This is a genomic window from Paenibacillus sp. BGI2013 (assembly GCF_002843485.1).
GTDB classification, from domain to species: domain Bacteria; phylum Bacillota; class Bacilli; order Paenibacillales; family Paenibacillaceae; genus Paenibacillus; species Paenibacillus amylolyticus.
This window is the reverse complement of sequence record NZ_PJFA01000008.1, coordinates 45,689-67,060: the sequence shown is the minus strand read 5'-3', so window position 1 is coordinate 67,060 and position 21,372 is coordinate 45,689. Positions and strand designations below refer to the sequence as shown.

Here is a 21,372-nt window from a genome sequence, read left to right as displayed (position 1 = left end):
TATTCTATACATAATAAGCCAAGCACCCGATAAATAATTATAGTTACGATTAAATCCTAGAAGGACGGTACAATAATGAAAAGTATTACACGTATGACTGCTTGTTTGGTTTTAGCCGCATCACTATTGGGTTCTACAACTGCAGTAGCCGAATCCGAGATGCAGGAGCAGAATGAAAAAGATATAGCCACTTTGACGTGGAGAGGAATTCCAGCATTAGACATGAACGAGCACTGGGCCAAGCGTCTCTTTCAATGGGGTATCTCTGAAAATATAATTAATGGATATTCCGATTACAACCTTAAGCCTGATCAAGTAATCACAGAGGCTGAATTCCTCAAGATGTTATACAGAGCAGAGGGTATGGCCATTCCAAATGCAAGTGCAAATAGTGCATATCTACCCAGTGAGAGTTGGACAGAAGGTCTCTACAGGGTGGCTAAACTATATAACCATCCGACAACGGGAGAAAACAACTTTGCGATGAGAATGCAGCCCATTACCAAACTACGTGCTGCAGAAATTATCAGTGCAACTCAAGGCGTTCATTATACTGGCCAATATGCTGTCGCCTATCTGATCGGACATGGATTATCCAACAGTGAAGCTAATTCTCCAGAGCAGTTTGATGAAGAAAGTACGCTTACGAGAGCAGAAGCACTTCAATGGATACGTCAGCTTGCTTTTCATGGAAAACTTAAGATCGACGTAAGACCAAAAGTTCCTACAGATCTTAGTCTTCTTCCTGATCTAATGGACATAAATTCTGAAGTGATTCCTGATTTTAGTACGGAGCCCGTTACTGATGAGGATTTTAGTTTGTACATTCTTGGCGATGTTCCAGAACTTAGATTTGGAGACTCGAAAAAATCAATTGATGAACAATTCGGAGAATCTAAAGGAAAGAATATATTTGATTCTGATACATATCCGTTATTCACCGCACACTTTAACCAGAGTGGAGAGTTAGATGGTTGGAGTATTGACTCATACATGGATGGTTCCCCTAATACAGCTTCTTCACTACTCACAAAAAAAGGGATTGTGTTGGGTGAAAGCACCTTGTCAGATATTATAGATCGATATGGGTCAGCTGGAGTGAGCGGCAAAGGGATCATAGAGTATTTTTATAAAAGGATGAGCGATGGCACATATGAGGATATTTCAATTTATGATCCGATCCAAAATATTGAAGACGTGTATACGATCTCGTTTATTGTCGATGATGAAACCCAAGTACTCTATCATGTAATGGTGACCTCTTTTAAGGTTGCTTTCGGTTATACCTAAATCCTTGTGTTATTAAAATCACGGAAAACCAAAGAAGCAGCTGATGAGTATAATCGGCTGCTTCTTTGATTCAGCTAACAGGAAGATTAGCGTAACTCACCATTATTTGTTGGGGTTTAAGAGATGGAGCTCATAAAGAGTGAAGAGCCATTGACACTCCCACCCCTAAAGGGGCAAGATCACTAAAGTGATTGGGATTCTTAGCTAAGCTTAACGTCCTCATTTCATTTCTGCTTTGGACAGATGCTAAGATTAGGGTATGCCATTACCCCTCCTAAGACAGTGCATATAGCACCTTAGGCTGATTGACTGTTACCGCCAATCACAGTTGCGTAGCGAATATTCATCGCCCCAACGATATCACGATGTTTCTTGAATCCACATGGGCACTTATATCTTCTATCTTGCGCCTTGTTCTTTTTTGAACATGCTGGACAGGTTTGACTTGAATATGCAGGGTTCACATATTCCACTTTGATCCCTGCCATATTTGCTTTGTATTCAATGAATTGTGCCAAACGGTAGAATGACCAACGGTGTAGATTCTTTTCGTTTTTACGACTTGTTCTTGTCGTCTGCCTAATATTCGTTAGTTGTTCTAAGCGAATGACAGAAGTCTTATTTTCGACTGCGAAATTAACGATTTCACGACTGACTTTGTGGTCTTTGTCTTTCATCCATCGTTGTTCTTTATCATCTAACTTGCGAATAGCGTTCACTTTCTTTTGTTTTCCTAGCTTTTGACGAACACTACGAAACTTCCGTTTCTTGTATTTGTTTTCTCGCCCATTCCCAAAGAAGCGAGCGCGATCATGATCTGTGATGGCTACGGCAGGGATTTTCAGCCCTAAATCAACGCCCAAAATTCGCATCCCCGTTTTTTCAGTTGTTGGCATGGTGACAGCAATTTGGGCTATCCACTTACCTGAGCTTTTCGTGACACGGAGCGTACCAAGTTTATGCTTCAAAAGGTCAACGTTTCGATGGACTTTGTCGATGAACAATGCACGAATTTTTAAACGCTTAGATTTTCCCTCTACCATGAATGGAATGGAAATGTGCGTGAAGTCCAGAGAATAGTTTTGGTTATTCCATACGCAAATCGGTTTCTTTAGGATCGGTATGATTGCGTATTTACTTTTCTTAACTTTGGTAGAGAAGACACTATTCGCATCTTTAATCGCTTGATTTTTTACTGCACTTGGTAGATTAGCAGGAATGTCTTTAGTTGTCTTCTTCAACCTTTTCTTTTCTTCTACCATCTCGGCCACGAGTGTATTAACAACTCGGATATATTCATGACTACTTTGTTGCAATAGTTGGATCTGCTCTTTAGTCGGCAGCAGCTTTACCTTAACCGTTATGGTCTGAGACAGTTACTTCACCCCCTTGTCTTTTGTTGTTCAACATAACGCTTGATGGTCTCACTTGATACATTTCCAGCGGTAGAAACAAAATAGGAACGTGTCCACAAACTGGGCAAATGCAAAAGGTGTGGAAACTCTTCTCGTAGTTTTTTTGATGTGACTCCTTTTATTTTGGCCATGATATCAGCAGGGCTTAATGTTGGAAGTGCATTGAGAAACATATGTGTATGGTCTTTGTCGCACTCCATGGCAACAATCACAATATTAAGCTCTGCACATACCTCATGCACCAGTTCCTTGAAGCGCTGTTCTACCTCTAATTTGAGAAATATCTTTCTTCTGTATCGTGGGCAGAACACAAAATGATAGTTCAACAAAGTTACGGTTGTGTTTGTTCTTCTATATTCATTCATATCTATATTGTATCAGTTTAATAGATGAATTGAAACGAGCTAAAAAATTAAGAACGCAGACATTTCGGATACTTGAAGCATCACAATAGTGATACTCCGTATCCGACCTCACTTTTATCCCACATCTAAAGAATTGGGCTTTCTCGTTCGGGGTTTCTGTAAGTATACGAAGTGAACACTTGTGAAGATGTATTCTAAAGGAGTCATAATAGTAATTTTGTGGTTATTATGATTAGTGTATCGGCTAAGCCTGTTCTATCCCAATTTACAAATGCTAATGATACGATGAATCAAAGCCATCGTGATATAATTAAGAAAATTCAACGCTATTACTGAGATATACATATGGAGTGCAGCCAAAGATGAATAAGAATCTCAAAGATATAATTTGCAGGTTAAAGATAAGCTTGAAGAAGATCCAAATGGGATAATAGTTGGTGAGTTAAATGAGGGGATCTCTGGTATTGAGTTTGAGTTTAATTCTGTTCACCTCACTCAGTACATTTCATTTCTAGAAAAAACAAATGGTGCACGCTGTGGGGCGATTGATTTTTGGACCTATGAAGAATTACCTGATAATCAATATAGGGTAAGCGAATTCCCTGAGTTTATAAATAGGTGGCTTGAGATAGGACAAGTAGTGTATAAACCGCTTTTTATAGACAAGTTTTCTGGTTCGTTGATTCTAATAAAAGATGAGGGGAGATTCCAAGAATTCGAAAGTTTAGATACGTTTCTTTTGAGTTTTGTTTTCGGCAAGAACTATGAGTTAATAGTTCCGTATGTTGAAAAAGAAGAATAGTTTCAGTTTCTTATAAGAAATGAGACTATGAGTTTTCTCTAGTAGCCTTATGACAAGACAGCATGGCTACATACAGGTTTAAAAGTAGATATCGTGACTAAACGTTCAATTTTTGGCGGCTAAAATTACACCTCAGAGTCGAGAAAATCAAACAAAAACAGTTACGGGCGAACTAAGCTCCGAATAATTCGGAATCATAGCTCCCTGTAACTGTTTTTGATGTAGAGTACTTTTATTGACTTGGTTGGAGTATTTTGATGTCTGGCTCCATCAGCATTTTGTTCAACAATGGGCCGTACACATTGTAATGTGCCAATGAACGTCCTGGAAAATAAGCTTCTAGAATTTTCATCGTATCGTGCTCTTTCCCTCCTGAAATGTAGAAATCTCGCCTAACCTGAGATATTAATCCATCATTTTCAGCTTCATATATAGTACCATCCATGCTTTTTGCAAACCAGTTCGAGGCTTGGAAACTTGCATAAGGTATCCCTGCTTCTACAAAGAGCATATGACTTCTGCTTATTGGATATGAAGGAGAAAGTACAGAATACTTTACGCCCGGAGAAGGGTTTGAGCTTGTCCATGGGTTGGTATATATCGTATTTTCGCTAATTTCGGGACCTTTGCCATGTGTGTTGTAATATCCATCTAGCGCCTCTGTATCAAATACATTAATTCCTAATTCTAAAGCTTTGGAAACCGCTAATTTATATGCTTCCGTATGTACAACAGAGTTATTATTTGGATCGGTTATGCCTCCATAAACATTGGGGTAATCACCACGTGCGATATTGTCGATATTGAGTATGAAAAGAGTATTCTTCTTATCTGCTGCAGTCATTTTCTTTGCATAGTACTCTGATCCCTTATTAAATTGTTCAATATCAAAAAAAACAAATTTTACGGTATACGGCAATTTAACTGCGTGAGGAGATTTCTTGTCTACTAGCTCCTTGATTTGAGCGAGCATTAATGCTACCCCCGAAGCGTTATTCGAATAGCCTGATCCGTCATAATGGGCACTAACAATGATTTGTTTGCTAGGATCTTTCCCTTTCAGTGTGACTTCAATATTCGAGCCTTTAAAAAATACATGATGTCCCCACGGCGCAGAAATTACGCCAGTAGTGTCTTTTTGTGTGTTGAAATTTTGCTCATAAATATATCGAGAGTCTACGCCAATTTCTCTTAGCGTGCTCCTAATCCATCGTTTTGTCTGTCCATGAACTTTACCATTTCCCATGGAATTATCTGTAGGAGAGGCTGAACTATCTTTAAGGTGTTCACCCATATACTCCAGATATGTTTGTGCATTTGTTGCGATGGAAGAAGAGCCTGAAGCCAATGCATTTCCAGGAACCGCAATAACCAGCAGAATAGCCAATAGAATACCCTGAACCTTTAAAATATTTTTCATATTTCCTCCTCAAATCAATTCGTTCTTCAAGTTCTACAAAAGCCTTACACCGTACGTTCTATTCATACTTAATTACCGTTAATTTTTGAGAGCGGCCTCCCAAAAACATACTCTATGTACTAGCAATGTTTAGTACCTAGCTTGTTACTCTGATAATTCACCTCACAATTTAGAAAATGTAATTCATCTTTTCATTAAAGATATCCATCTAACACTGGTAGGATTAGGAATATTGTATCACATATCATAGTTCTTAAGAATCACTGAATAACTAAGAAATGGGGAGGACGGTGGAGAACTATATTAGATAGGCGATACTTGTTAAGCTAACGGGCAGAGTAGTTTCGGTATGTGGTATGATTTGATTGATGGAGTAAACTAAAGGTGCGACATGAGTCAGCGTCGGCCAACAAAGGTGAGGATAACGATTAAGGGAGTGAACTATATTGAATGTACAGCATGCCTATTTACGCCAAATTCAGCTCAAAAGGCACGAAGTCCCCACTTATAATCGTTACCCCTTTAATTTGGCAGTCATTCGAAGTCTAAATACTCTTGATTTTCACCCCAAGGTAACCTATATCGTAGGTGAAAATGGGATGGGCAAATCAACACTGATGGAGTCCATCGCTGTTGCATGGGGATTTAACCCGGAGGGTGGGACCACCAACTTTTCCTTCTCAACCCGGGCTACCCACTCGAGCTTATATGAATATATACAATTGATCAAAGGTCCGCGACGCCCGAGGGATGGCTTCTTCTTCCGGGCAGAAAGTTATTATAATTTAGCCACGACGATCGATGAGTTGGACAGCCAGCCTTCATTCGGTCGCCCTATTAAAGATTCGTACGGTGGCAAGTCCTTGCATGAGCAATCGCACGGAGAGTCGTTCTTTTCCACGTTCATTCATCGATTCGGGGAGAATGGATTATATATACTGGATGAGCCTGAGGCTGCACTGTCTCCCCTTCGCCAAATGGCGATGCTGACACGAATCCATGAACTTGTTTTGCAAAACTCTCAATTTATTATTGCGACCCATTCCCCAATCCTTATGGCATACCCAGATTCGATTATTTACAATCTAAAGCCAGATGGTATCGAGGTTCAAGTATTGGAAGAAACCGACCATTTTATGATGATGAAAGAGTTTGTGAATAACAAGGATAGGATGCTCAGAGAGTTATTCGAAGAAGGTCAAGATTAAATCCACTGCTATACCATGGAAACCTACAGCCTAAGAGAGGTCGCTTTAAAGGAAAAGATCTATTGTGAAGATTAAGCAACAGGCAGTATAGTTCTAGTTATGTGGTATATTTCGAACTAAGGTATGACTCGTCATGCTTGAAAGACTATTGTGTTTCAGGAGGGTCATTTGTATGGGAAAGACATTCCGCAAGAGAGCTAAAAAGATAATGGTAAATGGTTATCAGTTTCACTGTGTCATTAATGAGATTCCTAGTAATACGTTTGTTAATTTTAAGGTTTATTTATCTAAAACCTCATATTTTGAAGTGTTATTTACATGGGAAGGTAGTTGGCACTTTAACCCACACAAACCTAGGAATTGCGAACTTTTAATAAGGCACGCGAATGAAATTGGTTGGGCGTTTAAACAAGAAAAGAACTCATTGAAAATAGAACAAGGTGATTTACTTATTAGTAAGCTTGGACTAACTGTATGAATGCTTAATTCCTATTTAATTTATCGAAACGTTAACTTAATAAAACTTAAGAAGGCAACACCGAGATCAACTACTGTTTTCAACTAGCGGACTGACAATAGGGATCGTTGCGGAAATGCTCAAGATCTTTTTTTTGTGTACCTTTAGGAATCGTTTAATCGAAGTTTTAGATACATAAAATCCAACTTGGTTTTTGCAGGTATTTAATCGCTAAGCCTATGGTGACGATAATGAATATTGAGGAGTTTTCTCCTAAATCAAGAGCGCCGAATCAAAAGGAGAGAGTTCATGAAAAAACAGTTTATCAAAATCGCAGGAATCACACTGACAGCAGCGCTTATGTTAGGTACGATGAGTATCACAATACCTAACGCGCAAGCCGCTAAAACTCCATTTTCCGACGTTCAATCGACCCACTGGGGCGCCGGTGCTATTACTAATGGCGTTTCCAAAGGTTATGTCGATGGATATACGAATGGTACCTTTAAACCAGACGCCAGCGTCACGCGCGCTGAATTCATGAAGATGGTCGTCTCGGCCATGGAGCTTGAAACCACCCCATCCAGCGGTAAATGGTACACGGAATACGTTGATACCGCAAGCAAAGCAGGTCTTTTCGCAACTGACGATTTTAACGATAACGAAGCGGCTTGGGCGAAAGTGATGACACGCGAAGAGATGGCCCGTGTTGCAGCTCGTGCGATCGGGGAAACAACAAAGGAAGATGACAAATGGATGTATCTCGCTACGAAAGCCGGTCTCATTAAAGGGGTAGGTATAGGGCAGATCGCTCCGAAAGGACTGACCACGCGTGCGCAGGCAATCGTTGTAATCGAACGTATTCTTACCAAGAATACCGGCGCTTCCCTTGACGTCGACAGGTATGCGGTCGGTAGTGCAGAAATCGCATGGCATGGTACCAACATCTTCACCGTGATGCCAGAAATGTGGGTTACTCCGGAATCCGATTGGAAACAAGCCGGTAAGTCTTCGGTCGAAGAAATGTGGAACGAAAAGCTTATGACCATCACATCGAAAGATGGACTGTACCAAGCTAAACTGGACGCTCTTATCGCTATCGACTTGGCTGATCCTAACGACCCGAACCTTGGACTGATTGCGCCTATCAATACGCTTAAGTGGTATAATAACCGCCCTTCAATCACTAATTTGATGGTCAAAGATCAGAAAAACAGTTACGTTCTTTATTTCAAGGGTGGGCCGATATTTAACAAAGATACTAAAAGATATAATCCTAACACAAAAATTCAATTTTACGTCGATGGATTTGATAGTCCCGATCGGGATGCCTTTTTCCAAAAAGGTGTGCTGAATACTGCTGCAAGGGTTTATCGGAATAGCCGAACCGATACCCCTGCTGTGATTATCCCTAAAACAGGTACTGTACAAATAAGCGGCAATTTGGAAATTAGGATTCAAACACCAGCAGCTGGATGGTGGTTCAGCGAAAGCATTCCGCTCCGTCTCAGAGGTATCCAATAAAGAAAAAACACCCAATATACTGCTCCTAATGAGCGTATGATGGGTGTTATTTTCGGTTTAGTTATCGCAAACAAAGGCCACCTGCAAATTGCAGATGGTCTCTTAAATACATTTACGTAAGTAATTAAGTGAATGTATTTAGCTGGTTGTGCCGTAGGTTCGGCAAAATGTTTTTTGGTATCATCACAATTTAATGTGTAGCGTTACGTCTCGATTTCGATCGTGCTGATATGAGCCATATATGGATTGGAATTGATGCTAAAGAGTACACGATGAACATTAAATTGAATAACGTCTTATGCTGGAAATTTTGTGCTTGGATATAGTTGCAAGATAAATACATAAGTATTGCCTTTACGAAAACATATTTGTTATATACTTCTCGATTCCTACTAATCCGTATAATTACCGCATGAAGACACGTCATAAAAGATAAAATGGCTATAGTGATGAGGCAATCATTCCTCACACTGTCTTCTAGTAATTGTATAGCCAATATTGATGTTGTAGCTCTGTATACATACCACCTCTTCAGATTCAAGGTCAGGTCAGATTAGTAGTTTAAGAGTACATTTAATTTCAATTAACAAATACCAGGGCAAGCTTATTTACACATAAAGCTAAGAGATGTAGATATAGCCGGGGTATTCCCGCAGTTCACCGTCCCTAAATCCCAAGCGAACCCAGATAAGTCGTCCGGGTTCCATTGGAATTCTTAACGGGAGTAGCAAGGAAGCTAAAGACTTGGGGGCAATGCTCATACATCATGGGCATGGCTTCGCTCCGTTTCACTCCACTTCACAATACCCACCATGTACTACGAAGCAAATAAGGAACCATGACTCCATTACGCTTCGCTTCATTCCTTCATCGTTCCAAAACCGTCCGGGTAGACCTTTTGAAGCAAAACCCTTGTTTGCATAATCGAAGAAGAAAAACAAGGCACGTTCGCATACTTGTGTGCAGCCTTACCATATTCCGTTTTTCAAAGAGATCATTCGTATTCCGTAGCCATCTAACCGCATGGGATCATATAGAACCTCTCCGGGCAAGGCGACAAAATTATGTTGAGAAAATCATTCCACCTAATTTTGTCGTCCCTTCGGGCAGCCTTGCCCTGCGAGAACCTATATGATCTTAAATCTGCGACGGCTACGGTATACGAATAATCTGTTTCTTTGAAAACTTCATAAGGTAAGGCAAGTCAGCTAGTAAGATAACTGCTCATCAACCTTAAAAGATTCCGCTCATCGCCGCTAGGGCTAGACAGGCAAACGGTGCCGAATGAGGTTTAGGGTAAAAAAAGTCTGTTCTAATTAAAGGATTTATAAAGGAGATGAGCTCAACATGGGTACGGAGGCGTTGGGTATTCAAATTGAGGTGTTGCGACAAGAGCTTATTGATTTAGCGCAGCGGATGGGTTTAACAGCAGTGGAGGTAGTGGAGAAATCGCAGAAGTTGGACAACATACTGAATGAATATGATCGACAACATCAACGAAAAAAATAAAGCCCGTTTGTTTAGGAAACAAACGAGCCAGGGCGAAGATTTGGACCCCTTCGCCCCTTGATTATACCACATACAGGAGAGCTTAATACGAGGGGGGATTAATGAATTAACGATAACCGTATGGTTTATCGTCCCTCTAATGAAATGGGGAGCAATGGGGACGGCGATACTTTGAAGAGTGGAGTGCCTGGCAATTGTCTATAGCCTATGGATAAGACTGATGAGGGCGGTTAGTTACGCAGGTTTAAAGATGAAGAGAAGGTAGTCATATAAGCAGCAGGACAGGTAAAAGAAGTTGCAGTACTTAAATTAGGCATACTATTTCAAGACGCCTTTACGAGTAAATAGTACGATCTCTGTATTTCTTTGTATAAAATTATTTTGATAAAGTGCCATATAACGGAATATGCACGTACAATGTACGTTAAAAGGAAAAACAAGTGATTCCCATGTATACCCATAGCATGTTGAGAAATGGTAGACTATATAAGAACCCGTTGGGGGTATAGGATTCGGTGTGGTTGATTTAATCGAATCTATTTAATAGGAGGTTTGGGTGAATGGAAACTATAACAGAACTTTTTAAGAGATTGGAAAAAGAAAGAGAAGAAGGATTAAAGCTAAACCCTAGATACGATATTGATAAACTTGCAGATGAAAACGGCGAAGTATCTATCTACTTTCATTCAAGTATAGAGTACCAAATGTACTTGGATGGCAAAAGTGTCATTGGCTCAACGGAGCGTTTTCTCCATTCAGATATATTTCGTAATGTACATAAAGATAGAATTGAAAAACTGACAGATGGAAGAACTTTGGCGCATATTCCAGCTTTATCTGCTAATGATGAAGTGTGAGCTTGTGATAAGGAGTGTACGATGAGTTCGTATTGAATGAACGTGAGTTAAGATTGGTGTTGAGAACGATGGAGAAAATGAGAATGTGAAGTGTGGTATGACAATGATATTCCAAGTATCTATATCCAGCACTAAAAGCTATTGAATCAGGATTCTCTTGCAGATTAGTCACAGACATTGGGGAGTACCGCAACAGCCCGTTACAACCCGTTTTGATTGGGACGAAGGAATGTTGAGCGAAGGCGGGCAAAACGAAGTACATAGGAATTTGATTTCAATCGACTAAGGAGCGGGTGGATATATTAAAAACACATTGGGGCAAATATGTAATGCTACTAGCCATTATTTTACCGATCTCCATTGTTGCTATTTTTACGCTCCCTTATGATAAACGCTATATGGCAGTAGCTATATTTCCGTTACTATTCTGGGTATCGTATTATTCGTGGATCGCATTCGAGAAGAGAAAGAAAGATACATAAAACAAGGCTTTCTTTGGGAAGGGGGGAGGAATAGTGAAGATACATCATCGGGAAGCCGTATTGAAAACCGTTTCGGGAAGCATAAACCGCAACTTAAATGATGAAGCATCAGATAGGGATGTCAAATACTTTGTGTTACCGAATTTCAATGATTTGTATACAGGATCTCTATATAAGAACTTTCAAACTTCAACGACAGAAGATATCGAAATTCATGATGTTAGAAAGTTAGAAAAACTACTGACCAACTCAAACCTCACCTTTCTCGAACTACTGTATTCCGTAGAAGTAGATACCTTTGGATACGCTGAGATTGAGCAACTTCTTGAATACAGAGATAGGATCTCAACAATCAACTTAAAGAGTCTGTTCAATAGTTGCTTTGGCATGTATAGAGGACAGATGAAGGATCTTACCAAACCAAACTCTGAAACACAAAAAAGCATGATCGCTCAATATGGATATAACACGAAAAAGGCGATGATGTCCCTATACTTTTTGCTCTTCTTAATCCGATTCCATAAGTCTGGGTTTGAGGATTTTAAAGGTGCGATTACATATGAAGGAACGGATAGAGAATTTATGCTTGGATTGAAGCATGGTGAGCTTTCACTGGATGAGTTCAAAAAAATCACTAGTTTAAACGAAGAAAAAGCTCTGAAATTGGAGCAAAGTTATTATGAAGTTCCGCTTGATAAGGAAGCGAATTATTATCTGAAGACTCTCTTACAAACTCTTGTTAAGAATCACATTAAAACAATGTGAAGAAAGTCTACATTTACAAACAATAAGGAGTGCCAAGGAATGAATTTTAACCAGTGGGCTTCAGAGAATATCAACATCTTTGGCGTATTTAATATTACACTGACTATCCTATTGACTGCTCTCAACGTATGGTTTGCTAGAAACTCTCAACGGTACAGTGCTGAATCGTTAAAGCAAAACGAAAGAATCCGTCAAGAAAATAACACGCCAAATGTTATCGGTTATTTTCACTCAAACGATCTTCAGCTGGTTTCATTTTTGTTGACCAATAAGAGTGACAATGCAGCCAAGAATATTAAGATACATTTGAAACCAAGAAATGGGGAAGAAGTTCCTAAAGATTTGATAAATGCATATATGCTTAATGAAGGCGTTGCATTTTTAGCCCCAGGTCAAACCGTAAACGCTTTGGCAGGTAGTTTTATAGAAATCATGGATGAACGTAAAAACTTCCCTATATTTGATATTCAAATTGATTATCAAGATATTGATTCAAATAGTTATTCAAGATCATATGTACTAGATATGAACATGTATAAAGGAAATTTCATGATTAAAGAGAGAGGACTAAAAGATATCTATGTTCAGTTAGATTTAATGGAGAAACATATCAGAAAAGCTGTTCGTCTTTATGAAATGCAGGACAAAAGAGAACAAGAAAAATTAAAAAATAAGCCAAGAAGAATTAGAAGATAAATAAACCTGAAATCTAACGACACGTAGAATATCAGAGAATACTAATTAAAAATGGAAGTTCTAGCGTGCTGGATGAGACAAGTTAATCGGATTCAAGTTTAGATTATATCTTTCAAAAGGGTGGAATCAGGGTGGAGGACTGGAGGTTAAGTAAGGCAGAATACGATATATTACTTTCCTACATAGGTTGTGGTGATATTCTTAATGCAGATATTTTAGTTTTCGGAAATGAAGAGGGCACGGGTGGTTATACAGTAACAGAAAATGTTAAAGCCAGGACGCGATTGATTACAACGGATGAATCTTCGGATGTAAGGAATTATTGTATTGAAGCAAATAACTGGCGAGAGGGATTTTATTATCCAGATTTTGAGGGATTGTTTACTGGTTATGAAAAAAAACACTCTAAGGGTTTTACAAAAGGCGTTTTTAATGCAGCTATTGCAAGGCTTTGTCTAGCTCATGAACGAAACAGCCAATCCAACTGGTTTGAAGGTTCTCCGAAGGAAGGCACATTTGGTGAAATCAAAAAATACATTGGCTGCAAGCTCTACAAGCCAAAAACGGAGGGAATTCAAACCGCTTTAATTGACTGGAGACCGCTTCCCAGATCAACAGAGAGAAAATGGTATCCAAATGAATATGGAGCAGTAGCACCATCTTCTGAATATAAACCAAATCAAGACAACCCTTATTTAGCAGCATTCAATAAACCAAAAGGCAGATTCAAGCCCCAAAAATACTCCACATCGAGTTTTAGTGACTTCAAAGAAGATACGAATCTCAGAGCTAGAATCATCAAAAATGCTCTAACAAAATCTAGTGCACAAATTCTCCTCGGAATTGGCGGAGCTGCTGGCTTTAAGAAGGATGCTCTTGAATTAATGTTTGGAAAAAATCTATTCTCATCCATCCCATTCTCTTGTGATATGAGGAACAGTAAGGGGCAATTACAAAAATCCTTTAAAGCAGAAATTTCATTAAACAATAGGATTTTATACATATTCTTGATACCCTTCCCTTCTGCAGGACTCGGGTTCGTTTCACAAGAGAAAGCATTAGACATGCTAGCGGAATTATCGGACAAATATCTTAAACCAATATTAATGAATAAAAATTAATTTTCTTAATTAAATGTTATCGTGATGTGATTTGCATAATAGAGTAGAACATGAAAAGAAGGAGATGATTGATTATAACAACTAATCCATGTTTAAATCGGGCCTAGGAACATAATGAATGATTGAATTCACGATATATTTAATATATATCCCTATTGTGTATGTAATGTGTTTTGTACGTACAAAACAATGAAGCGAATACTTCCTGATCGTAGAGCTAACAATTTCAAATAGCGAGATGTGGTTTCTATAACTCGGCTTATGTAGGAAGTAAGTTTAATTCGATGTACAGAACCATTCTATGAATAGGTCAAACTAAGTTTCTAAATGAGGGTGATAGATAGGTGTATTTACTAACAAGAACTGCAACCATTGTGACGTGGATTTTTGATCACCTTGGACTTGTTGTCGGGATTTTGTTTGGAATCGTAGCTTTAATAGGCTTACTTAGTGGGATTTTCTCAAGCCGAACCCCCATGAATCGCTCGCTTACCCATGAAGAACAGGAAAGAAGCATAGACCGGAGTTTAGGAAAGAAAGAGGCATGGGAAGGCGAGCAAAGTAGCTCATTTGTAGATACGCCAGCAGTCCTTTTAGATAAGGGGCAGCAGGGAGAAGCGATTGTACTTGATGATGTCTTAAAAAGTCATCCCCATATCAAATGTCTTTCATCTCTTTATGTACCAACGAGCGGTGGACAATACACTGAAGTGGACTTGGTTGCCATCCATAGTACTGGAATCTATGTAATTGAATCCAAGAACTATCGGGGAGTAATTGTTGGGAATGAAGATGAACGCATATGGAATCAGGCGTTTATTGAGGATCGAAATGAATTTTACAATCCAATTATGCAAAATGCGGGGCATATTCGAGCTATTAAGCTTTTTTTGGGTGAACGCTATAAAGGCATACCGTTCCATTCCATTATCGTATTTAATAACGACTCAAATATCGATTTGATCAAAGTAAAATCAAAAGGCATTGTTATTACGAAACATATGAATCTAACAAGCCAATTACAGGGTTTATTTCACATCCTTCCTGATGTTTTAAATGAGGAAAGTACGACAGTCGTTTATGAATCTCTGCTGCCACAAACAGAGGTGTCAGAGGACATAAAAAGGAAGCACTTGGAATTCGTCCAACATCGTAAAGATGCGTAGTGTAAAGTTGAATCAACTTGAATCCAGTTGCGAAGGATTCACATGATCGGTTCGAAGATATGAAATATTATGCGGTGAGGAAGTATGCTTTCTATTGTTTGGCTCGAGCGAAGCTATGTTATTAGCTATTTGGACACTGGCCAGGTAGAGGTGCGAATGCCAAGCTCACATGATTTCCCCGGGAGATTCGCACCTCGAAATTTGTCGAACACTTCAGTTTTGTGACCTTTTGGTAACAAGGATATTGAGTTTATATGTTGTTGTGGGATATAGTGGAGCTAATATGTGGAAAAAGTATCGGAATTACGTATGAAGGTATTTTAAACATAACTTGATACGTGTATCTTCGCTGTCGCACTCCGTATGGAGTGCGTGGATTGAAATTTTATGTGACGACAAACTTGGAGAACGCGAACTTGTCGCACTCCGTATGGAGTGCGTGGATTGAAATTCTGAACAATCTGACATATGGCGTTCGCATTTATAGTCGCACTCCGTATGGAGTGCGTGGATTGAAATCTGATGACGGAAACCCTGAAACTAAGATCCAGATTGTCGCACTCCGTATGGAGTGCGTGGATTGAAATCAGTAAGCGTGGAGCCGGGGCCGCGGCCTCTGTGAGTCGCACTCCGTATGGAGTGCGTGGATTGAAATATAACTCTTGGTTCCAGTATCTGAACTGAAAGTAGTCGCACTCCGTATGGAGTGCGTGGATTGAAATACTTGCCAAGAAACGTGATGCCGCTCATGCATTAGGTCGCACTCCGTATGGAGTGCGTGGATTGAAATATGCCCTCAAAAATATCCTGATACTGTCCGGTGATGTCGCACTCCGTATGGAGTACGTGGATTGAAATACCTAGCAAGCTCGTTAAATTGCAATGGGTGTTTTAGTCGCACTCCGTATGGAGTGCGTGGATTGAAATCTCTGACTGTACCAGAGCCTTGACGATAAATTCTCGTCGCACTCCGTATGGAGTGCGTGGATTGAAATTTCTGAATTTGAGGGATAGTGGTGAGGCCTTGATCGTCGCACTCCGTATGGAGTGCGTGGATTGAAATGACGACACAGCTGAGGGTTTCGGCGGCAGCGTATCGTCGCACTCCGTATGGAGTGCGTGGATTGAATTAGTTTGAATCTCAGAAAAGTTATCTTGGGCGTTTTTCGCACCCCTCTTGCATATATTGAAATCAGGAGGGATTAAGGAATTATTTGGAATTAACTCTGTATTGAGACTGTGGATTGATTTGATGAGGATCTAGGAAGCTGAACCCAGTAATCATGTCGCTCTTCGGATAGAGTTACCTTCACCCAGCCGGTGGGAATTAACCAAGGAGAATAGAAATGGGAAGGTAGTCACTATTAATAGGTAGTGTTGTTTTCGTTACTTTTTACCATTTAGTACAGCTTCAGCAGTCAATAGTAAAGTCACCTTGAAATCTTACAATTATAAGGAACAACCATAAACATGAGCCGGTTGCTAGCGTAGATCGACTGAAGGAACTGGAAGCAGAGCTCCAAGAGATGATGCACCGGTTGTTTCAAGAGAAAGAGCATACGCTTGCGGATACACAAGAAGAACTGGCGATTGTAAAAAAAGCAGTGCACATCTTTAGCAAACCAAAGAGCTAAGATTTCAGTTTGTGGAAGACCATCGCTCCGAGTTTCCTTTAGATGTGCAGAACCTTTCAAGTATCACGGAGCGGATATTACAAATGGCGAATGGCCCGAACTAGCAAGCGGCAGAACCGCAAAGACGAGGTCATGAAGCGTATTCGGTGTCATTTTTACGACCATCAGATGCGGTCGGCAGCCCTATATTACGTATCTGCTCCATTTAAAAGAGTTGCGAATCTCTTCACTTACCGTCAGTATATACATGCGTCAAATGAATCTAAGTTCTGTGGTCATGCCCGAATATCGTGTTTAGACTACGGATTCCAAATACGATCATCCCCTTGCGCCGAAAACACTGAATCAGCAATTTAAAACGTCCAAACCGAATACGGTATGGGTTACCGACATCACCTACATTCCTTGCCGAGGAGGTCGTCTATGCCTCGCCAGCGTTCTGGATTTGTGCACACGTGAAATTGTAGGCTGGCGTCTGTATAATCATATGAAAACCAGTTTGGAGATGGGTGCATTGAAGGATGCTTACAAGGCCAAACGTCCCGCTCCGGAATTACTCCATCACTCGGATCACGGTTCTCAATACACGTCAAAAGAATACGTGGAGCAACTGAAATCATACGGAATGGAATCAAGTATGAGCCGCCGAGGAAATTGTTATGATAACGCCTGTATTGAGTCGTGGCACAGTATTGTAAAGAAGGAACTCATTTACTGCAACCCTCGTTTTAAGACGCCGGAAGAGGCCTATACCGTCATCTACCAGTAAAATGAGTTCTACTACAATCGCAAGCGAATGCATGGTTTGCTAGAGTAACTTTCCCAATTCGCTTTGCGATGAATTTTACGGACAAATCCGCAGCATAGTGTCTACTTTTTTGACATAGGTCCAAAATACATGATAATAGATAAGCATTTCAAAAATTCAAGTGAAAAGAGGTTATCTTAGAGAAAATTATTATATACGCAGATTAAATAATACTAAAGTTAGAGAATGGGGTTATGCAATTTGAGTAAACAATTTCTTTTTTGGAATAAAATCAATGTTATTTTGATAGTTTTTTTGAGTTGCGTGTTGTCTGAGGATACTTCTCTGTTTGCTGCAGAATCTAAAAATGACCAAATAATAAAGAAAATATCTATAGGGAACAATCATCTTCTTATGCTAGATGAGGAAGGTTCGATTTGGTCAGCTGGTAGTGGCATGTTTGGCGAGTTCTCTCCAATGATGAATAAAGTAGTAGAGAATAATCCATTAGCAACAAATATAATGGCGATTTCTGCAGGAGAAGTCCATAGTCTAGCGTTAACATCAGAAGGATCAATTTTAGAGTGGGGTTACGATTCTAGACCAACTCAAATAATATCCAATTTGAAGAAAGTAGTGGATATAGCAGCAGGATATGAGATGAATTTAGCATTGGCTGAAAATGGAGATCTTTGGAGTTGGGGGACCTTTAGTAATATAGAACCTCTTGGCCAACTGGCATCTGTAAAACTTGCTGACGTGGTTGACATAGCAGTAAACACAGATGCTGCTTATGCTGTAAGGAAAGATGGAACTTTGTGGGCATGGGGCGATGATAACAGTTCTTATCAACTGGGTTCAAGAGATATAGATCCTTATACAAGTAATATCCCTCGTAAAATTAGTATCCCGAAAGGAATTACTAAAGTCTTTGCAGGTAAGGGCTACGCTATGGCTATAGATATCGATCAAAATGTATGGGCATGGGGAAGGAATGATTTCGGGCAACTGGGCGATGGTACGCTCATTGACCAGTACATTCCTCAAAAAGTAAAAAGTCTAAATTCGATAACACAACTTGCACTCGGAGATACTTACGTTCTCGCTTTAGAAGATAGTGGTACTGTATTATCTTGGGGAGATAATACGTATGGCACTTTAGGCGATGGTACGACTACTGATCAGTTAAAGCCCACAATACTTTCAGGGCTGTCCAATATTAAATATATTGAAGCAGGAAATAGTACTAGCATGGCAGTTAGTAACTCAAATCAAGCTTATATTTGGGGTAATAACCTACTGGAACGGTTTCCTAAAGCTCTGGAAAAACCGAAACTTATAGAGGTTACTGTACTTAAAGGGAAAGAGGAATCAATAGAAGCACCTACTGGATTGAATTTAAAAGCTTTATCCAGCTCCTCTGTAAGACTTATGTGGAATAAACCTAAAACACCTAGTACTGGTTTAGGTGGATTCATTGTTTATCAGAACGGGTTGAAAATAGCTGAGACTAACGATGAGACCTTTATTATTAAAGGGTTAAATCCTAATGAAGAATATAAATTTATAGTTAAAGCTACTAACAGTAACAAGAAGAAATTTTCGAAAAATAGTGAAACTGTGACTAAGAAGCCTGTAAAAAAAGAAAAGTCTAGTTATGTTTATAATTCTTCCGGCCAATTAAAAAGTATCATGTATGAATCAGGGAAGATAGTAAACTATGAATATGATAAAAACGGAAATCTTAAGAAAACAACGGTTGTGAATCCTTAACCCTATTAGACTTCTTAACTTATTACTTCATAAATTAAGACTATTATTTTACCTGCACCCTTGCGAATAAAGTGTTATTCGTAAGGGTGCTTTTTATTAATCTGCTAATTCAAATTTCGTGAGTCTTCTATTCATAGTTCTTTGTATAGGTAACAGCGAGATAAGTGAAGCTAGTTTTTGGTAGCGCAAAAGATTGCTTATTATACATATATAAACTTTAACAAAAGTACACTGGTAATAAATCGACAAAAATATCTATAATTCGACAAAAAAAGCCTATTTCTTAAAATTGCCAAATAAACGATAATAGGAAAGCTGTTTTTGAAAACCGACAAAGCTAAATGTTAAAGAGAGGGTGGAAAGTACAGAATGATCAAGATTTAGTTGATATACAAGATGGATTTCCAATTATCGCACAGGCAAAAATGTACACGAAGGGGAAACATGCATATGAAGTTACGGGGAATATCGATTATTGTGCTAATTCTAATACTTAGTATTGGGAATTTCACAAATGAAAAAGTGGATGCAGCTGAGAAAAAGAAGCTAAACGAAATAAATAAAGTCTCAGTTGGGACCCAACATCTCTTTTTACTAGGTAGAGATGGTTCAATATGGTCAGCCGGTATGAACCTTCCTGGTTTGCTGGGGCGTTCGGGAAATGCATTTGATGGCATCGGAGTGATCTCATCTGCCTCGAACGTTGTTGATATTTCTGCCGGAGGTTTTCGAAGTTTAGCTTTGACCTCTGATGGAACGTTACTTTCTTGGCCAGGAACTACAGATGTTGAGATCCCAGATCTGATTACCTCAGTGAAAAACATAAAGGCAATAGCAACAGGTTCAAACTTTAGTGTATTACTCACTAACGATGGTGGGGTTTGGACATGGGGCTCAAATTCTTCAGGCGAACTGGGGTTGGGTGATACTCAATCACGTACCGTACCAACTCAGATACCAAATTTTAAAAGTGTTGTTGAAATAGCCGCAAGCTATTCGACAACGTACGCTTTGAAGAGTGACGGCTCGGTATGGGGTTGGGGCACAAATGCCACTGATCAACTTGGAAATGAGACAATGGATTATTCCCTCAATCCGATAGAGATTAAATTTGCTACCAAAGTAAAGCATATCTATCAAAAGGCAGGGTATGGGGCAGCAATTGATATAAATGGCGATGTGTGGTCATGGGGTACTAATTCTTTTGGGCAACTGGGAGATGGAACACAAACAAAAAAAATAACACCGTCCAAGATTGAAGGATTACAGGGAATAAAGGAACTAGCTTTAGGTACCAGTCATGTACTTGCTTTGAAGGAAGATGGCACTGTAATCTCGTGGGGGGCTAATACCAGAGGTAAATTAGGTGATGGGACAACGACTAATAGCCTGGTGCCGGTTAATGTGAAGGGTTTAACGAACATTGTCTCCATCTCTGCTGGCGCAAATACCAGCGCAGCCATCAGTAATTCCTCTAAAATTTACTTGTGGGGAATGGATGTAACGAGCAATGGAACAACGACATCTATGCCCAAACGCATATTGGTCGATGATTATTCATTGGAAGTCCCCAAGGGATTGAAATTAAAACTCACCAATCCCTCTTCTGTGCATTTAAAATGGGCATCCCTCACTGCAGATGATGATAGCCTAGATGGTTTTAATATTTATCACAATGGTGTCTTAATTGGGAACACGCATGAGAGAGAATATGTCATAAATAACCTCAATCCAGATCAAGAGCATCGTTTTTATATTACGACTAGAGGATTGTTAGGTAATGAGTCTGAACAAAGTAGCGTTGTAGTTAAGAAGAAGAAACAAAAATACAGTTTTACTTACAATTCGGCAGGTCAATTGATAAGCATTATATATGATTCCGGGAAGAAGATAGTTTATGAGTACGACAAAAATGGAAATTTAAAAAAATTAAATATCATTAATCCACTCACTCCCTAACAGATTAACGTTCAACTGATTGACAGAGTCTGTTCTTCTCACTAGTAACTGTTGAAGATACTCTTACAAATTCCATAATGACGTTTGACAATTAGTCATCTCAGAGAGTAGCTATTAACTCTCAAATGGACAGAAGGATGCATGAGTACGCCTAACTATTCATTCCAAGCTTGCTACTTTT

16 protein-coding genes, 1 pseudogene and 1 CRISPR repeat array are annotated in these 21,372 nt (G+C 39.4%); of the genes and pseudogenes, 14 read left to right on the top strand and 3 right to left on the bottom strand.

What is annotated here, in order from left to right; translation table 11 throughout:
- Positions 1-75 precede the first annotated feature (75 nt).
- Positions 76-1,290, top strand: a complete 1,215-nt coding sequence (locus CXK86_RS19755; protein WP_101314325.1) for an S-layer homology domain-containing protein — start codon at positions 76-78, stop codon at positions 1,288-1,290.
- A 296-nt stretch (positions 1,291-1,586) separates the two neighbouring features.
- Here the strand turns inward: CXK86_RS19755 and CXK86_RS19750 are convergent, their stop codons facing one another.
- Together CXK86_RS19750 and tnpA are read right to left on the bottom strand one after the other, a co-directional pair.
- On the bottom strand, positions 1,587-2,666 hold the full coding sequence (locus CXK86_RS19750; protein WP_101314324.1) for an RNA-guided endonuclease InsQ/TnpB family protein: 1,080 nt from the start codon (positions 2,664-2,666) through the stop codon (positions 1,587-1,589).
- A gap of 5 nt (positions 2,667-2,671) precedes the next feature.
- Complete coding sequence (gene tnpA / locus CXK86_RS19745; protein WP_101314323.1) at positions 2,672-3,070, bottom strand: IS200/IS605 family transposase; 399 nt, start codon at positions 3,068-3,070, stop codon at positions 2,672-2,674.
- A 388-nt stretch (positions 3,071-3,458) separates the two neighbouring features.
- Here tnpA and CXK86_RS19740 point away from each other — a divergent pair, with 388 nt between their 5' ends.
- Positions 3,459-3,872: a hypothetical protein gene (locus CXK86_RS19740; RefSeq protein ID WP_101314322.1), complete on the top strand. Its 414-nt coding sequence runs from the start codon at positions 3,459-3,461 to the stop codon at positions 3,870-3,872.
- A 232-nt stretch (positions 3,873-4,104) separates the two neighbouring features.
- On the opposite strand, the gene CXK86_RS19735 is transcribed toward CXK86_RS19740, so the two are convergent.
- A complete protein-coding gene (locus tag CXK86_RS19735; protein WP_101314321.1) occupies positions 4,105-5,292 on the bottom strand; it encodes a M28 family metallopeptidase in 1,188 nt (395 codons plus the stop codon).
- 476 nt (positions 5,293-5,768) lie between these two features.
- Here CXK86_RS19735 and CXK86_RS19730 point away from each other — a divergent pair, with 476 nt between their 5' ends.
- The 12 genes and pseudogenes from CXK86_RS19730 to CXK86_RS19675 all read left to right on the top strand — a co-directional run bounded on the left by CXK86_RS19730 (position 5,769) and on the right by CXK86_RS19675 (position 21,191).
- On the top strand, positions 5,769-6,500 hold the full coding sequence (locus CXK86_RS19730; protein ID WP_373888073.1) for an AAA family ATPase: 732 nt from the start codon (positions 5,769-5,771) through the stop codon (positions 6,498-6,500).
- 172 nt (positions 6,501-6,672) lie between these two features.
- Complete coding sequence (locus CXK86_RS19725; RefSeq protein WP_101314319.1) at positions 6,673-6,978, top strand: hypothetical protein; 306 nt, start codon at positions 6,673-6,675, stop codon at positions 6,976-6,978.
- A gap of 288 nt (positions 6,979-7,266) precedes the next feature.
- Positions 7,267-8,481: an S-layer homology domain-containing protein gene (locus CXK86_RS19720; protein WP_101314318.1), complete on the top strand. Its 1,215-nt coding sequence runs from the start codon at positions 7,267-7,269 to the stop codon at positions 8,479-8,481.
- Between the two features lie 1,347 nt (positions 8,482-9,828).
- Positions 9,829-9,990 (top strand): aspartyl-phosphate phosphatase Spo0E family protein, encoded by a 162-nt coding sequence (locus tag CXK86_RS19715; RefSeq protein ID WP_101314317.1) that lies wholly within the window; start codon positions 9,829-9,831, stop codon positions 9,988-9,990.
- Positions 9,991-10,550: 560 nt separating this feature from the next.
- Positions 10,551-10,847 carry a hypothetical protein gene (locus CXK86_RS19710; protein WP_091036840.1) on the top strand — a complete coding sequence of 99 codons (297 nt, stop codon included), beginning with the start codon at positions 10,551-10,553 and terminating at the stop codon, positions 10,845-10,847.
- Positions 10,848-11,362: 515 nt separating this feature from the next.
- Positions 11,363-12,094, top strand: a complete 732-nt coding sequence (locus tag CXK86_RS19705; RefSeq protein WP_180361802.1) for a DNA polymerase beta superfamily protein — start codon at positions 11,363-11,365, stop codon at positions 12,092-12,094.
- 39 nt (positions 12,095-12,133) lie between these two features.
- Positions 12,134-12,790: a hypothetical protein gene (locus CXK86_RS19700; RefSeq protein WP_101314315.1), complete on the top strand. Its 657-nt coding sequence runs from the start codon at positions 12,134-12,136 to the stop codon at positions 12,788-12,790.
- A 131-nt stretch (positions 12,791-12,921) separates the two neighbouring features.
- The gene (locus tag CXK86_RS19695; protein ID WP_101314314.1) at positions 12,922-13,911 is read left to right on the top strand and encodes a hypothetical protein; all 990 of its coding nucleotides are present in this window, start codon (positions 12,922-12,924) and stop codon (positions 13,909-13,911) included.
- A 344-nt stretch (positions 13,912-14,255) separates the two neighbouring features.
- Positions 14,256-15,077 (top strand): nuclease-related domain-containing protein, encoded by an 822-nt coding sequence (locus tag CXK86_RS19690; RefSeq protein ID WP_101314313.1) that lies wholly within the window; start codon positions 14,256-14,258, stop codon positions 15,075-15,077.
- Positions 15,078-15,428: 351 nt separating this feature from the next.
- A CRISPR array of direct repeats spans positions 15,429-16,208; the repeat unit is 33 nt; unit sequence GTCGCACTCCGTATGGAGTGCGTGGATTGAAAT.
- Between the two features lie 813 nt (positions 16,209-17,021).
- Positions 17,022-17,480: pseudogene (locus CXK86_RS19685) on the top strand (IS3 family transposase); the annotation flags it as partial.
- Between the two features lie 240 nt (positions 17,481-17,720).
- Positions 17,721-19,232: an RCC1 domain-containing protein gene (locus tag CXK86_RS19680; protein WP_165789982.1), complete on the top strand. Its 1,512-nt coding sequence runs from the start codon at positions 17,721-17,723 to the stop codon at positions 19,230-19,232.
- 450 nt (positions 19,233-19,682) lie between these two features.
- Positions 19,683-21,191, top strand: a complete 1,509-nt coding sequence (locus CXK86_RS19675; protein ID WP_180361801.1) for an RCC1 domain-containing protein — start codon at positions 19,683-19,685, stop codon at positions 21,189-21,191.
- The last annotated feature ends 181 nt before the right edge of the window (positions 21,192-21,372 follow it).